The following is a 17123-nucleotide window of genomic DNA, read 5'->3' as shown; positions in this document are numbered from 1 at the left end:
ACAAAAAAAGGAAGCATCACCTCTCAATGACGCTTCCCTGGTATAAACGATTTGGTTTGGTTTGCTCTTATTTCTGAACGAGGAGTGGTGTATTGGCTACGATGGTTACGAGGTCTTCATCGTTTACACTCTTTTTCTCATCGGCAACGATCAGGAAGTTTTCATACAACTGATCGAGCTCTGTTTTACTAGGCTGATAGCCGAGCAATTCCAGTCTGTGTTTCAACGCTGCACGTCCGCTGCGGGCTGTTAACAGTATAGATGACGTTGGTACACCTACATCCGATGGGTTGATGATCTCATAGTTTTCCGCATTCTTCAGGAAGCCGTCCTGGTGAATGCCCGAAGAGTGTGCAAACGCATTAGCACCCACGATGGCTTTGTTAGGCTGCACAGGCATGCGCATCATGTCTGATACCAGGGTGCTGATGCCATACAATCGCTCTGACTTCAGGTTGGTATACAAATCAAGATCTTTGTGTGTCTTGATAATCATGGCGACTTCTTCCAATGAAGTATTGCCTGCACGCTCACCGATACCGTTGATGGTAACTTCAGCTTGTCCTGCACCGGCAATCAATCCTGCAATGGTATTGGCTGTTGCCAGGCCGAGATCGTTGTGGCAGTGTACAGATATAGTAGCTTTATCTATATTCTTAACGTTCTCAAACAGATACTGAATGCGCTTGCCATACATGTGCGGCAGACAGTAACCTGTTGTGTCCGGTATATTTACTACATCAGCACCGGCACCGATCACGGCTTCTACCATTTGTGCGAGGAAAGCGAGATCAGCACGACCTGCATCTTCTGCGAAGAACTCTACTTCAACACCTTTTGATTTAGCATAGCCAACCGCCCATACTGCCTGCTCCAGCACTTTCTCGCGTGTAGTATTGAACTTATGCTTGATGTGAATGTCTGACGAACCGATACCGGTATGAATGCGTCCACGCTTGGCGTGATGCAGCGCTTCTCCGGCTACATCTATATCTTCTTTCTTGGAGCGCGTCAGTGCACATACACCTACGTTGACAGCTTTGGAAAGCTCTACTACCGAAAGAAAATCACCGGGACTGGATATCGGGAAACCGGCTTCAATAACGTCTACGCCGAGTAGCTCGAGCTCCCGTGCAATCACGACCTTTTCATCGGTTGACAATTGACAGCCGGGCACCTGCTCGCCATCGCGGAGCGTAGTGTCGAAGATTTCAATTTTTCTGCTCATGGTTTCGTTATCCGTTATTAGTTTTTTATACTTACTGGTTTGGGTTCGTTGTCGGTTTTATACCGCTACCTGGCAGTTCACCAGCATGCGGGCGTTGTTGCAGACTACATTACCCATCACTTCTGTTCCCAGAATTTTTTCGTGAGGTGTAGATGCATCCGCTATATCGCGTGTTCTGTATCCATCTTTCAACGTTTGTTCTACCGCTTTGATGACGGTTTCGGATTCCTCTTTCAATCCAAAAGAAATATCCAGCAGCAATGCTGCCGAAAGTATAGATGCCAGCGGGTTGGCTACACCTTTACCGGTAATATCGTGCGCACTTCCGTGGATTGGTTCATATAAACCTACAGTATCCCCTACAGAAGCTGATGCCAGCATACCCATGGAGCCTGCTATCTGCGAAGCTTCATCGGTAAGTATATCTCCGAAAAGATTCCCGGTAACCACCACATCAAAACTCCGTGGATTCTGTATGAGCTTCATGGCAGCAGCATCTACAAACATGTGATCTACCGCTACATCGGGATATTGTTTGGCCACTTCCTGTACTACTTCTCTCCACAGGCGTGAGCTCTCTAATACATTTGCCTTATCTACTGAAGTAACTTTCTTGTTACGTGTTAAAGCAGCTTTGAAAGCTTTGTGTGCTATACGCTCTACTTCATAGCGAGAATATATCATGGTATCGTACGCTGTATTGCCTTGTTCTTTACGACCCCGCTCACCAAAGTATACATCGCCTGTAAGCTCACGGAAGAAAAGTATATCGGCACCTTTCAGTATCTCAGGTTTAATGCTGGACGCTGCGAGCAGCTCATCAAAAAGTTTTATCGGGCGAAGGTTGGCGTAAAGACCAAGTTCTTTGCGCATCTTTAAAAGTCCTTGCTCCGGGCGAACTTTCGCTGACGGATCGTTATCATATTTAGGATGGCCCACTGCTCCGAAGAGTATAGCATCGGAGTTCTTCATTTTTTCGAGCGATTCATCGGGCAGCGGATTGCCCGTTGCTTCGATGGCTTCGTGGCCGATCGTTGCATAATCGAATGAGAACTGATGACCAAAGCACTCTGCTACCTGCTCCAGTATTTTTTTACCGCAGGCTGTTACTTCTTTTCCGATTCCGTCTCCGGGGAGTATTACGATTTTCTTTTTCATTACAATCTGTTTTAAAAAAGCTGCTGGCTACTAGCTGCAAGCTGCTGGAGGTGTGAAGTGCGAGTTTGGTGTGTGTTTTTTAAAAATTAATGCGCGAGCTCAAATTGTTTGATCTCATCGCGAAGGCTGAGGAGATAGTCTATGTCATCGTAGCCGTTCGTGAGGCATATTTTTTTGTAAGCATTGATATCGAATGATTCGGATGAACCATCGGCCAGCGATACTTTCTGGTTTTCAAGATCAACAGTGATTTCGGTTGCCGGATCTTTCTCGATGGCAGCAAAGATTTTTTTCAGAAATGCATCCGATACCTGTACCGGCAGCGTTGCATTGTTGAGGGCATTGTTCTTGAATATATCTGCAAAGAAACTCGAGATCACTACTTTAAAACCATAGTCGGCTATAGCCCATGCAGCGTGTTCGCGGCTGCTGCCACAACCAAAGTTTTTACCGGCTACCAGAATTTTTCCGGTATACGTTTTATCGTTCAGAACAAAATCTGCTTTGGGTGTATTGTCGCTGTTATAGCGCCAGTCTCTAAACAGATTTTCTCCAAACCCATCGCGTGTAGTGGCTTTCAAAAAACGCGCAGGTATAATCTGATCGGTATCTATATTTTCAATCGCCAGCGGTACTGCGCGACTTTTCAAGGTTGTAAATTTCTCTTTTGCCATTTGGTCGTTATCAGTTAATCGTTAACTGTTATCCGTATACTATACATTACACCAGTTCGCGTACGTCTGTTACTTTACCGGTGATGGCTGCTGCGGCAGCGCTCAGCGGACTCGCCAGAAATGTTCTGGACTTCGGACCTTGTCTTCCTTCAAAGTTCCGGTTCGATGTACTGATGCAATATTTACCGGCCGGTATTTTATCTTCATTCATACCAAGACAAGCTGAACATCCGGGTTCCCGAAGTTCGAAGCCGGCTTCTTCAAATATTTTGTGAAGACCTTCTTTGCGTGCCTGCTCTTCTACCTGCTTGGAGCCCGGCACTACCCATACTTCTACACCGGGAGCTTTCTTCTTGCCCTTTACAATAGAAGCTACCAGTCTCAAATCTTCAATGCGCGCATTGGTACAGCTGCCTATAAATACATAGTCAACAGATTTACCAAGCAGTTGAGAGCCTTGTTCAAGGCCCATATACTCGAGTGATTTGGTAAATGATGTTTGTTCGCTGATGTCGTTCAGTTCTGCAACAGTTGGAATACGATCTGTTACTTTAATACCCATACCCGGATTGGTTCCGTAGGTAATCATCGGTGCTATATCAGCGGCATCGTAGGTAAGTACCTGATCGTACTTTGCGCCATCGTCTGTTTTTAGCTCACGCCATTTCTCCACCAGCTTATCAAACTCAGCGCCTTGCGGAGCGAATTTTCTGCCTTTGATGTAGTTGATAGTAGTTTCATCCGGAGCGATCAATCCGCCACGTGCACCCATTTCGATGCTCATGTTGCAGATCGTCATGCGCGCTTCCATGGAAAGACTACGGATCGCATCACCAGCATATTCTACAAAATAGCCGGTAGCACCACTGGCCGATATCTTCGAAATGATATAGAGTATAATATCTTTTGATACTACACCTTTGCCAAGTTTGCCGTTGATCTCAATGCGCATCGTCTTGGGGCGATACTGCAGTATGCATTGTGTTGCCAATACCTGCTCCACTTCGCTGGTACCTATACCGAATGCTATACTTCCAAATGCGCCGTGTGTAGAAGTATGGCTATCACCACATACAATGGTCATGCCCGGCAATGTTAATCCTAGCTCAGGGCCGATGATGTGAACGATGCCCTGGTAGGGATGTCCGAGGTCGTATAGTGTTACACCAAATTCGGCTGTATTTTTTCTAAGCGTTTCTACCTGGTGGCGGGAGAGTGCTTCCTTGATGGGAAGGTGCTGATCTTTCGTGGGCACGTTGTGATCGGGGGTAGCGGTGGTACGTGCCGGGTTGAATAATTTGATTCCGCGTTTGCGCAATCCATCAAATGCCTGCGGGCTGGTAACTTCGTGAATGAAGTGACGGTCGATGTACAAAACATCCGGGTATCCTTCACTCTTCTTTACCACGTGTGCATCCCAGATTTTGTCGAACAATGTTCTCGGTTGACTCATGTCTCTGTTTTCAGTCTAATTGTAGTCTCTTCACTTAGTATTTGGGTTAGAACAACTGTTAGTTTGTTCTGATCCTTAAAAAACGAAACGTCCCGTCTGAGTGGTGCTCAGACGGGACGATAACGGTTACTATATTTTACTCTCAGATCATCATCACAGAATGATTTGATCACTTAAAAAAAATCATTTCAAGCAGAGGGCCTTGATGCACGAAGATGAAAAAAGTTAAGTCGTACATCAACGAATTGTTAAAAAATATTTACGCAAACTAACGAGTGATTGGTTGTTTCAAATCGCTCGCAGACAGCAACTCACATGACTGCAACATCGCTTTTTGCTGTAACAATATTATGCGTAACAAGCGCTGCACTTCCTTGCGATACTTTCTCACGTTTTTCATCTTCTGCATCCCTTGTATGTGTCGTTCCAAGGGGTCAATTACTTCTTCTTTCAGCTTGTTCGAAAAGTAGGCAGCAGCATCTTTCACGCGCTGGTATACATACGCATAATCGTCCGCGACAGACGCTTCCTGCATCCAGCCGTATAAATGCTTCTGAAAATTCTGACTCACTTTTGTAGTCTCTTCGAGCCAGGTACCCAGCAATAGCAACACTTCTACTGCTTCCTGGCGGATAGGTATATCTTTACTCTCCAGCACCAGCCTTACCATTTCAACGTGGTTGATCACCGTTGTCCAGGTAAATGCCTTGGCCACGGTGTTGTATAAATACTGGTGTTTTTCCTGCTGGTATATATGCTGCAAGGTATCGGTTGAAGCACGCTGTTGCATAAAGTCCAGGATACGTTCATCGGTTTGTATACTTCTGGTTGTAATGGGTGATTTCAATACAAGGCCTTCCAGCGAAGTGCAACGGCTCAGCGCTACATATACTTGCCCCGGAGAAAAAGATTGTGCTGCATCTACCATCACTTTGCTAAACGTAAGCCCCTGACTTTTATGGATGGTAATGGCCCACGCCAAACGAATGGGATACTGACTGAATTGCCCGAGCTCTTCTTCTTCAATGCGCTGCTCGGCACGGTTATATACATAGCGTATATTTCGCCAGATTTCCTTTTCCAATGTAAAGTGCTCGCTCTCGCCTGGAAACTCCACGGCTATGCGACCAAGCTCCTGGTCTATACTGGCTATGCGACCGAGCTTTCCATTAAAATATCTTCTCTCCTTCTGCACATCATTTTTGATGAACATGATCTGCGCGCCCTCTTTCAGCGAAAGGTCTTTCTCAGTCGGGTATGATTTCATTGGGAAATCACCTTCTACGGTGCCGGTAAATTGAAATGCTTCGCCTGGTAATTTTCCGAGTTCTTCGGCATTGATGCGATCGGCTATATAATTGTGCGATGTAAGCGTAATGATAGCCTCATCATGCTGCTGCTGTAAGATTCTTCCATAACTGTTATTGAGCAAAGTAAGATCTTCTTGTGTAGTAACATTGTCGCGCACGCGGTTTAGCAGGTCGATAAACACAGGGTCTTGTTGCCGGTATATTTTCTGAAGTTCGATCGTCAACGGTGCTATACGTTCCAATATTTTTGCATGGAAGAAAAAAGGCGTTCGGTAGAAATTACGAAGTATACTCCACTCCTGCTCTTGCACAACGGGTGGTAGCTGAAAGAGATCACCGATATAGATCATCTGTACTCCACCGAAAGGTGTATGTGGCCGTTTGCGAATGTGGCGAAGTACTGTATCGATCGCATCCAGCACATCGCAGCGTACCATAGAAATTTCATCGATGATCAACACCTCAATCTCTTCAAACAGCTCACGCTTATCCTGGTGCAGGCGAAGATTTTGCAATAATGAGTATGCATCTGACAGTGCATTGCTATCGGTGTTTCGTTGTGGAATGGGAATGAAAGGCGTAAACGGTAATTGAAAAAATGAATGGATCGTTACGCCTCCACAATTAATGGCAGCAATACCGGTAGGTGCGACAACCACACTCTTCTTCGGGGAATGCTCTTTTATATACTTGAGAAACGTTGTTTTACCGGTGCCAGCTCTGCCGGTGATGAATATATGGCGATCGGTTTGATTAACAAGATTGGCGGCTAACGTAAAGATCGCATTGTTGTCTAACGGGTTCATCGCAGCTAACTAAATATTTTCCCACAGATTTCACAGAAAGGCACAGAAAATAAATTAGCTCCCGCAAAAAAAATCTCCCACAGAATTCACAGAAGATCACAGAATAAAATGCACACCGTAAACTTACATCCATGCTTCCAGCAGCTGGTAGCTAGCGGCCAGAAGCCAATTTACACCAGGTATTCAAACAGGTTCTCGTTCTGATTGACGAGTGTATAATTGAGTTTGTGGCTGTCCATGCGGTCGATCAGTGACTTAAAATCTTCTGTTGATTTTACTTCTATACCGATCAATGCCGGCCCTGTTTCTTTGTTGTGTTTCTGAATAAATTCGAAGCGAACAATGTCATCGGTAGGACCGAGTATCTGGTTCACAAATTCTTTCAGGGCTCCCGGGCGTTGTGCGAAGCGCACGATAAAATAATGTTTGAGACCTTCGTATAGCAGCGAGCGTTCCTTGATCTCCTGCATGCGGTCTATATCGTTATTACCACCGCTGAGTATGCAAACAACTTTTTTGCCTTTGATCTGCTCGGCATATTGATCGAGTGAAGCAATTGCCAGTGCACCCGCAGGCTCTGCTACAATAGCATCCTGGTTATACAGCTGAAGTATAGTGGAGCTTACTTTTCCTTCGGGAACCAGCAGCATGTCGCTAAGTGTGTCCTTACACAGCGAGAAGGTAAGATCGCCTACACGCTGCACAGCGGCACCGTCTACGAAGCGCTGTATTTTTTCGAGCTTTACAGGCTGGCCTGCTTTCAATGCTTCCTTCATGGAGGGTGCACCAGCAGGTTCTACACCTATAATTTTTGTTTGGGGAGAATAGGTTTTAAAGTACTCGCCTACACCGGCACAGAGTCCTCCGCCACCAATGGGCACAAAGATATAGTCTATACCGGATACCTCGTCCAGAATTTCCTTGGCAACGGTACCTTGCCCTTCAATCACTTTAATGTGGTCGAACGGAGGTATAAATACCATGTTATTTTGTTTGGTATACTCCAATGCGTGCGCCTGGCATTCATCGAAAGTATCGCCGGTGAGTACGATTTCAATATTCTCGCCACCAAACATCTTTACCTGGTTAATCTTCTGCTTGGGCGTAATAGCCGGCATATAGATCACACCTTTTATATCCAGATATTTGCAGGCAAACGCTACACCTTGTGCATGGTTTCCGGCACTGGCGCACACTACCCCACGGTTGCGCTGCTCCTGCGTAAGGCTTTGAATAAGGTTGAAGGCACCGCGTAATTTATAGGAGCGCACTACCTGGAGGTCTTCACGCTTCACATAAATCTCAGCTTTGAATTTTTCGGAGAGTTTACGATGGAACTGCAGCGGTGTTTTCAACACAACGGACTTCAATACATCCGCGGCTGCATTAATGTTAAGGGTATTTGTTTGTGTTATAGATGACATAGAATTTCCCACGCTCCGATCACGCCTGTACCGGTTGTGCCTTCTCTCAAGTCAGAGAGAAGGCATCCGGTATCAATGATGTTTACTTTACAATTAGTTTATCATGCTGGCTTCCACCTGCTGCTTCTCCGGACGGAGCGCGCGCACAGCGGCACCTGCCTGCCACAGTTCGCTTTCGCGAAGCTCTTTCAGCTCTTCGGCAAGTTTCTCACGATAATCAGGCTTGCTGCAAGTTTCGATCGTACGTTTTGCTTCAGCACCTGATTCTACGCTCTCATACAATTCTTTGAACACGGGAAGCGTAGCGGCTTTGAATTTCTTTTTCCAATCCAGTGCACCACGTTGAGCTGTTGTCGAGCAGTTAGCATACATCCAGTCCATGCCGTTTTCTGCCACCAGTGGCATCAATGATTGTGTTAACTCTTCCACCGTTTCGTTGAACGCTTCGGAAGGAGTATGTCCTTTTGCACGCAACACTTCATATTGTGCTTCAAATATACCTGCGATAGCACCCATCAGTGTACCACGCTCGCCCGTAAGGTCAGAGTATACTTCTTTTCTGAAATCTGTTTCGAACAAATAACCTGCACCTACACCGATACCCAATGCTATAGCTTTGGTCTTTGCATTACCGGTTGCATCCTGGAACACAGCGTAGCTGGCGTTGATACCTTTACCTTGCAGGAACAATCTGCGCACAGAAGTACCTGATCCTTTAGGAGCAGCCAGAATTACATCTACATCTGCCGAAGGAATAATGTTTGTCTGGTCTTTGAATGTTATACCAAAGCCGTGTGAGAAATATAGTGTCTTGCCTTTCGTGATGTAAGGCTTGATCGTAGGCCACAGCTCGATCTGACCTGCATCTGAAAGCAGGAACTGGATAACGGTGCCTCTTTTGGCAGCCTCTTCAATTTCAAACAATGTTTCGCCAGGAACCCAACCATGTTCAACCGCTTTGTCCCAGGTCTTGGATCCTTTACGTTGACCGATGATCACTTTAAAACCATTGTCACGAAGGTTAAGGGCCTGTGCAGGACCTTGTACGCCATAACCGATGATCGCGATGGTTTCATTCTTCATTACTTCCAATGCTTTTTCCATCGGGAATTCTTCGCGCGTTACTACTTCTTCTATGGTTCCTCCGAAATTAATCTTTGCCATTTTTATTGTGTTTAAGTTTTTACGTGTTTTCTGTTTGTAGTTGATTGCTGGATTTATACAGCTTGTGCGTTGTGTTTGGCGCTCAGCTCGCAGTAAAGATCACTGCCGGCATAATATACCGCGTGCTCTACTTCGATCAGTTTTTCTACCTGATGCTTTACTTTTTCCATCATGTCTTCGGTGGTAAAGAGTAACAGCACCGCTACACCTCTGCGGAAATCATCTTCTGCTTCGTGGGCGATAAGGCGTTTTATTCTTACTCTTCTCCGGTTCAGAATATTTACAATCCGGTTCAATACCGAAAAGTTATTATCTGAATGTATTTCTAATGTGAAGTCCTGTTTCATAAAATAGTTTCTAGGTACTGGCTATGAGCCACTAGTGGTGTGGGAGTGTGAGAAAATACATGCGTGTGTTACCTGTTAGCAGGGAGGTGCTTCGAGAAGTACATCGGCTACACCCGCGCCAGCAGGCACCATTGGGAAGACGTTGTCTTCTTTGCCTACTACTACTTCGAGGAAGTACGATGTTTTAGAATCGAGCATCTCTTGCAATGCACTTTGCAGATCTTCGCGGACTTCTACTTTACGCGCCTTGATGTTATAGGCACCTGCCAGCTTGATGAAGTCAGGGTTTGTCATCTCGGTAAACGAGTAACGCTTACCGTGGAACAGTTGCTGCCACTGACGCACCATGCCGAGGAAGCTGTTGTTCAGCACCAGTATCTTTACCGGTATCTCGTATTGCATGATGGTACCAAGTTCTTGTACTGTCATCTGATAACCACCGTCACCAATCACAGCAATGACCTGATTCTGGGGCTTAGCCAGTTTTGCACCGAGTGCCGCTGGTAAAGCAAATCCCATGGTGCCGGCACCACCGGAAGTAACACAGGTTCTTGGATTTTTATATTTATAGTAACGTGATGTTACCATTTGGTGCTGCCCTACATCGGTTACAACAATCGCCTCGCCTTTGGAAAGGCTGGAGAGATTGCTGATCACTTCACCCATCGTAATTTTCTCGGATGGATTGCATTCGCGGTGAATGACTTTGTTATACTCGATGTCATTGAGCTTGTGGAAACTGTCAACCCACTCGGTATGTTTACCGGCATTGCATTTCTGGATCAATGCCTCCAATGCTTCTTTTGCATCAGCGTGTATGAACGCATTAGTCTTGATGATCTTGTCGATCTCTGCTTTATCAATATCGATGTGTACTACCTTCGCCTGTTTGGCATATTTACTTACGTTACCAGTAACGCGATCGTCAAAGCGCATACCGATGCCGATGAGCACATCACATTCATTGGTGTTTACATTGGGGCCATAGTTACCGTGCATGCCGAGATACCCTACATAGTTAGGATGATCGGTCGGGAAAGCTCCAAGCCCGAGCAGAGTACAAGCCACTGGTATACCTGTCTTCTCTGAGAAGGCAATCAACTCCTTCGTTGCACCTGATAATAATATACCTTGCCCTGCCAATATATAGGGGCGCTTTGCACTGTTGATCAGCTCCGCAGCTCTATCAACCTGTGCCGGCTGCAATACCGGATTGGGTTTATAGGTGCGAATGCCTTCACATTTTTTATACTCGACCTCATCGATCATTTCGTTCTGTGCATTCTTGGTAATATCGATCAGCACAGGACCTGGTCGGCCAGTCTTCGCTATATAAAAAGCTTTTGCTACGGCAGGCGCTATATCTTTTGCTTCTGCTACCTGCACATTCCATTTTGTTACCGGTAGCGTGGTATTGATCACATCCGTTTCCTGGAAAGCATCGGTTCCCAGCAGGTGAGCAAATACTTGTCCGGTAATACACACCAGTGGTGTTGAATCGATCAGTGCATCGGCAAGACCTGTTACCAGGTTTGTTGCGCCCGGCCCTGACGTTGCAAACACCACACCGGCTCTGCCCGACACACGTGCAAAACCTTGCGCGGCATGAATAGCACCTTGCTCGTGGCGCACCAATATATGGTTCAGTTTATCGGAATAGCTATAGAGTGCATCGTATACCGGCATGATCGCGCCACCCGGATATCCGAAAATTATATCGACACCTTCTGCAACCAGGGAATTCAGCAATGCTTCCGAGCCGGAAATTTTTTTCTTCTGTTGAGTTTCCTTTTCAACAGCAGGTTTAGTCTTCGTCAGTAACGCATCCATCAGCAGCAGTTTTTACTTGTTTGGCATACTTCAATAAAATTCCATTCTTGGCATTCAGTCCTGGTTGCTTCCAGGCTGCTTTACGTTTGGCTATCGTCTGATCATCTACCAACAGATTGATGGTATGTTTCTGCACATCGATCTCGATCAGGTCGTCATCTTCTACGAGGGCTATCACACCGCCTTCAAAGGCTTCGGGAGTAACGTGACCAATCACAAATCCATGTGAACCTCCGGAGAAACGTCCATCAGTAATCATGGCTACGGATTTACCAAGACCCGCACCCATAATAGCAGACGTTGGCTTTAACATCTCCGGCATACCGGGGGCACCTTTCGGGCCTACGTAGCGGATCACCACTACATCGCCCGCTTTCACGCGACCACTTTGTATACCATTCACCAACTCGAACTCTCCGTTGAATACGCGGGCGGTGCCTTTGAACTTCTCGCCTTCTTTACCGGTGATCTTTGCCACAGAACCTTTCTCTGCCAGATTACCATAGAGTATCTGCAAGTGTGCTGTAGGCTTCAGCGGTTTTTCGATCGGGTATATAACATCCTGCTTGGCAAAGTCGAGGGAAGGAACATCCTTTACATTCTCGGCTAAAGTTTTACCGGTTACCGTGATACAATCACCATGCAGGAATCCTTTCTCCAGCAGATATTTCATTACGGCAGGCACACCTCCGATTTTATGAAGCGCATCCATCAGGTATTTACCGCTTGGCTTAAAGTCAGCGATCAATGGAGTTTTGTCGGATATACGCTGGAAATCTTCTTGTGTGATCTTCACATTTACCGATTTGGCCATGGCAATGAGGTGAAGCACGGCATTGGTTGAACCACCAAGTGCCATCACCACGGTTATTGCATTTTCAAATGCTTTGAACGTCATGATGTCGCGTGGCTTGAGATCAAGCGCCAGCAGGTTTCTGATCGCTTTACCAGCTGCTACACATTCTGTTCTCTTGTCATCGCTCAATGCAGGATTGGAAGAAGAGTATGGCAATGACATGCCTAACGCTTCAATAGCAGATGCCATGGTGTTAGCCGTATACATACCACCACACGCACCGGCACCCGGACAGGAGTTCTTTACTATACCTTTAAAATCTTCCGGCGAAAGATTACCCGCCATCTTTTGCCCGAGCGCTTCAAACGCCGAGATGATGTTGAGCTCTTGTCCTTTCCAGTGACCACCGGCAATGGTTCCGCCATATACCATAATCGCGGGGCGATTTAATCTTCCCATCGCGATCAGTGCACCGGGCATATTTTTATCGCAGCCTACTACAGCGATCAATCCATCGTAGTATTGTGCTCCGCATACGGCTTCAATTGAATCAGCAATGATCTCACGGCTTACGAGCGAATAACGCATGCCTTCTGTGCCGTTGCTCATACCATCGCTTACACCAATGGTGTTGAAAATCAGCCCGACCAGGTCGTTATCCCACACCGCTGTTTTTACATCCTGCGCCAGGTCGTTGAGGTGCATGTTACACGTGTTGCCATCGTAGCCCGTACTCACAATGCCTACCTGCGCTTTCTGCATGTCGTCATCGGTAAGGCCTATGCCGTATAGCATAGCTTGTGCAGCTGGCAAGGTTGGATCTTGCGTTAATGTCTTGCTGTACTTATTCAGTTCTTTACTCACGTTTTTTGGTTAATGATTCGTTTAAAAAATTCTTCCCTGCTTTTTCTTACTTCAAGTATTCGTGTCGCAGATAATGGAAGTATCCCGAAGGATACTCCACATTTCCACGGACATCTGGTTGTTTAGATGATTACGTAACTAAATGATTTCTCGAGCACCTGGCATTTGTAAGCCTCCTGCACGGTAGCGCCAAGACTATCGTACCAGGGCTTGCCGAAAGGTTTAGCATCGATCGATTCAATGCCCACGATCTCTGCTGCCGTACCGCATAGAAATGCGCTATCAGCGGTTTCGAGTTCTTCAACTTTTATCTGTTTTTCCTTTACCGGTATATCCAGCTCGCGGCAAATGTTGATCACCGTTTGGCGGGTTATACCCGGAAGTATATGTCCAAGTGAAGGAGTATAGAGCACACCGTCTTTTTCCATAAAGAAATTGGCACCGGGTGCTTCTGCGATGTTGCCTTCCATGTCGAGCATCAGGGCTTCATCATATCCTCTTACTTTTGCTTCGCTTGTTGCCAGGATGGAGTTTACATAATGACCGGTAACTTTTGCCTCCATTTTGAGTGAATTGGGGTTGGGGCGTTGGTAGGACGAGATGCACATTTTCAGTTGCTTGTCTCCATGATATTTATCCCACTCCCATGTACACATCATCAGGTATACTTCATCGGTGTGTGTCAATTGCATGTTGGGACCACAGTATACCAAGGGGCGTATATAAGCATCGCCTATGTCGTTTTTCTCTAACAATTGATAGGCGATCTGTACAAGCTCTTCTGTTTCATAGTGGAAAGGAATTCCTACCAGGGCACAACTTTTTTTCAGACGCTCGAAGTGCTCGTAAGCTTTGAAGATCTTTACACCATTCATCGTCTGATAGGCACGGATCCCTTCGAATGCACCAAACCCATAGTGTAGCGACTGGCTGTACAGGTCTGTATGTGCATCAACCGCTTTTATGAATTTCCCATTCAGGAATAAGATCGTGTCTTTCGTGTAGTACATAATTTACAACTGTTAGTTTGTAATTTCTTATATAAAACAAAACCGCCCCGAGGCTATCGGGGCGGTCTGTGATGTTCTGTTTAAAATGTTAAATCACTATCGCCCCGGCGGGTTTGACCAGTAGGATGTTCACGATAATGATGAGCACAGTAAGGCTGTTCAACTCCGTAGAGTTTAACAAGCGTTCGGTGATTCTTTGATTCTTCATCATAAAATTCTGTGCGAGTACAATTGTCACAAATAAACTCGTATCGTTCAAGCGAAACGAGAAAAATATTTGAAAATTTCGCTAAAAACGAATGTTAGCTTCTGCTTACAGGCGTTCGCTCTGAGCAAAATATACCTTCCCATGGCATCACTTTCCGCGGCACAAAACAGTGTGTTGGCAACATCATTCGTCCTTCAAAACGGCTACCGGGTTGGTAAGCGCTGCTTTAATAACATGATAACTGGTAATGATCCACGCGGTTGCTAATATACTGGCTCCTGCTATAACAAATGGCCACGCAGATATCGGCACACGATACTGAAACTCCTGCAGCCAATGGTTAAGTCCCCAGATACAAAGTGGCGTACTCAGTACAATCGCGGAAACAATCAACAACGTATAATCTTTCACAATCAATATCCATATACTGGTAACAGAAGCACCCACTACTTTGCGTATACCAATTTCTTTGGTGCGCTGCTCCAGCGTATAGATAATCATACCGAGTAATCCAAAGCATGCTATCAGTATTGCCAGGCCTGCAAAAACGGTAAGGGCATGACCAAACTTTTCTTCCGATTGGAAATTCCGATCGAATGAGTCATCCACAAAATCATATTGAAAAGGATTATTACCGGCAAACTGTTTCCAATCGCTCTCTACAGAAGCCACCAATGATTTTACGGACTCTACATCCTCTGCTTTGAAACGCATCACAGCAAACTGTTGTCCAACGGAAAACACGTTGCTATTGATATGAAATATAGCCATGGGTTGTATCGGTTGGTTGAGTGACCAGTAATTGAAGTCGCGCACTACACCGACCACTTCGTAAAATCCTTGCCGCGGATATTCAATGCGCTTTCCGATCACGCTCTCATCTGCATTCCATCCCAAAGCGCGCACGGCTGTTTCATTAAGGATAACGCGATCTTTATCGCCCGGTATATCTTTGGAGAACACCCGACCTGCTTTGAGATCCAATCCAAGCGTTGATGTGAATTGTTCATCGGCTTTGAGGTAATTGATGGGTGTAATTTTTCCGGATCCTTCGGCACTGAACTGATCGCCATCGTAGATATAGGGTGGCACAGCGCTGCACCACGATGCTTTTTGTACGCCTTTTATATTTTCAAGTGCATTGATAAAAGTTTCCTTGTCGTTGATCCACTCTACGCGGTTAACTACCATCAGATTTTCGCGATTGAAGCCTATATCTTTTTGTGCCAGGTACCTGATTTGCTGAAACACTACAATCGTACAAACGATCAGCACCATCGAAATGATGAACTGAAATGTTACCAGCCCGTTGCGCAATGCTTTACCTTGTTTACCGGTACGCACTTTTCCTTTCATCGCCTCCACGGGCGAAAATTTACTGAGGAATATAGCCGGGTAACTTCCGGAGAGTAAACTCATCACTACGATCAGCGCCAGCAATATCCAGAGTATGCTGAAATCTTGCAGCAGGTTCAAATGAAGATCATTGCCCGTAAGCACATTGAAGAATGGCAGCATGATCTGCATCAATCCAAAGCCCACCAATGCTGCGAAGCAACAAAACATGAAAGCCTCTGAAAAGAAATGTAGTGCCAATTGAAATTTATCAGAGCCCATGATTTTCCGCAAGCTTGATTCCTTAATTCTGCGCGTATACTGGGCAGTAGACAAATTCATAAAATTGATACACGACAGCAGGATGATCAGTACTTCCACACCAATAAGGGTATATACTGTATTGATATTACCAACATTATTCAACCGGTTATAAACGTTGGTTGAATGCAGGTGAATGGATGTAAAGGGTTGCACAAACAGATTCCATTCCTTTCCGCTTTTGATATAGTCATCAAACGATTGGTTCATTACGCGTTGCAGTGTTCCTTCAGCATACTTGCGTGGCAAAGTCGCCAGTTTTGCCTGAAGCTCGGTGGCGGAAGCACGCTCATCGAGCAACACAAAAGTTTCGAAGGTAGTCCACAGCCAGAGGTCATTCGAGCGCATCACCGCCGGAAAGCTGTTCATGGAAATCAGTATATCAAACTGGATATAGGAGTTATCCGGAACATCTTTTACAATAGCTGTTACTTCACCCGTTTGTTTCAAGCTATCCGGTCCGAACTGCATAAGTTTACCTACGGGTTCTTCGCTGCCAAAGTATTTCTTCGCGGTAGATTCTGTCAATATCAGCGAGTGTGTTTTTCTCAGTGCTGTTTTGGCATCACCTTTCACCAATGGAAAAGTAAATACATCGAAGAAGTTGGAGTCAACAGCCAGTATATTTCCTTCGTCAAACGATTTTATACCGTCCTTGCCTTCTGTATATGTTACCAGAAAATTTCCGGGAGGATGGATGCGGGTAACTTCTTTTACTTCGGGTATATCGGTTTTTATAGCATAGGCAACACCAGGACCCAGCGAAGCAAACTGCTTGTCGTCTTTCTCTCCCCAGATAAATGTCTGGTTGATGCGATAGAGGTTCGGAGCGTTTACATGGAAGGTATCATGGCTAAATTCATGCTGCACATACAGGTATATCAGCAGCGTGCTCACAATACCGGCGGTGAGACCAACGAGGTTAATGAATGAGAATAACTTTTGACGTTTTATATTCCGGATAAAGAGCAGGAAATAGTATTTGATCATACCAGCAAAATTTGAAAGGCTGTAAGACAAAGGTCATACCACCTGCGAAATTAACTCAGAAACGGGATTTTGGAATGAGGAGGCCGTCCGGTATCAGGGAGCAATGTTCGATTCCGGACTTAAAAATGTCCCCATAAACGAAAATGCAAAAGCCTCACAGAAGCATGAAACCACAGACTAAATGCACAGGCGCTGTTATCTGTTA

General features: G+C 45.6%; 12 protein-coding genes. All 12 read right to left on the bottom strand.

The genetic code is table 11. From position 1 onward, the window contains the following. Positions 1-67: 67 nt before the first annotated feature. A complete protein-coding gene (locus V7Q33_RS18620; RefSeq protein WP_331978301.1) occupies positions 68-1228 on the bottom strand; it encodes a 2-isopropylmalate synthase in 1161 nt (386 codons plus the stop codon). Positions 1229-1285: 57 nt separating this feature from the next. Next, positions 1286-2386 carry a 3-isopropylmalate dehydrogenase gene (leuB, locus tag V7Q33_RS18615; RefSeq protein ID WP_331978303.1) on the bottom strand — a complete coding sequence of 367 codons (1101 nt, stop codon included), beginning with the start codon at positions 2384-2386 and terminating at the stop codon, positions 1286-1288. Positions 2387-2472: 86 nt separating this feature from the next. Then, entirely contained in the window at positions 2473-3060 is a 588-nt protein-coding gene (gene leuD / locus V7Q33_RS18610) for a 3-isopropylmalate dehydratase small subunit (protein ID WP_333820804.1), read from the bottom strand. Positions 3061-3106: 46 nt separating this feature from the next. Further along, positions 3107-4513 carry a 3-isopropylmalate dehydratase large subunit gene (gene leuC, locus V7Q33_RS18605; protein WP_331978307.1) on the bottom strand — a complete coding sequence of 469 codons (1407 nt, stop codon included), beginning with the start codon at positions 4511-4513 and terminating at the stop codon, positions 3107-3109. 268 nt (positions 4514-4781) lie between these two features. After that, a complete protein-coding gene (locus V7Q33_RS18600) occupies positions 4782-6629 on the bottom strand; it encodes an ATP-dependent DNA helicase (protein WP_333820803.1) in 1848 nt (615 codons plus the stop codon). 170 nt (positions 6630-6799) lie between these two features. Beyond that, positions 6800-8053, bottom strand: a complete 1254-nt coding sequence (ilvA, locus tag V7Q33_RS18595; protein WP_331978311.1) for a threonine ammonia-lyase IlvA — start codon at positions 8051-8053, stop codon at positions 6800-6802. A 93-nt stretch (positions 8054-8146) separates the two neighbouring features. After that, complete coding sequence (gene ilvC, locus V7Q33_RS18590; RefSeq protein WP_331978313.1) at positions 8147-9217, bottom strand: ketol-acid reductoisomerase; 1071 nt, start codon at positions 9215-9217, stop codon at positions 8147-8149. Positions 9218-9270: 53 nt separating this feature from the next. Further along, positions 9271-9564 (bottom strand): hypothetical protein, encoded by a 294-nt coding sequence (locus V7Q33_RS18585; RefSeq protein WP_333820802.1) that lies wholly within the window; start codon positions 9562-9564, stop codon positions 9271-9273. A gap of 75 nt (positions 9565-9639) precedes the next feature. Next, positions 9640-11394 (bottom strand): biosynthetic-type acetolactate synthase large subunit, encoded by a 1755-nt coding sequence (ilvB, locus tag V7Q33_RS18580; RefSeq protein WP_333820801.1) that lies wholly within the window; start codon positions 11392-11394, stop codon positions 9640-9642. Further along, positions 11369-13054, bottom strand: coding sequence for a dihydroxy-acid dehydratase (gene ilvD, locus V7Q33_RS18575; RefSeq protein ID WP_331978319.1), 1686 nt, complete (start codon positions 13052-13054; stop codon positions 11369-11371). The genes ilvB and ilvD overlap by 26 nt, the downstream gene beginning before the upstream one ends. A 122-nt stretch (positions 13055-13176) precedes the next feature. Continuing rightward, positions 13177-14064, bottom strand: coding sequence for a branched-chain amino acid transaminase (locus V7Q33_RS18570; RefSeq protein ID WP_331978321.1), 888 nt, complete (start codon positions 14062-14064; stop codon positions 13177-13179). A gap of 391 nt (positions 14065-14455) precedes the next feature. Continuing rightward, positions 14456-16918, bottom strand: a complete 2463-nt coding sequence (locus V7Q33_RS18565) for an ABC transporter permease (protein ID WP_333820800.1) — start codon at positions 16916-16918, stop codon at positions 14456-14458. Positions 16919-17123 lie beyond the last annotated feature (205 nt).

It is taken from the genome of Ohtaekwangia sp. (genome assembly GCF_036786105.1).
In the GTDB taxonomy this organism is placed as follows: domain Bacteria; phylum Bacteroidota; class Bacteroidia; order Cytophagales; family Cyclobacteriaceae; genus Ohtaekwangia.
Note: the sequence above shows the minus strand (reverse complement) of the source record. Positions and strands in the feature narration are given on the sequence as shown.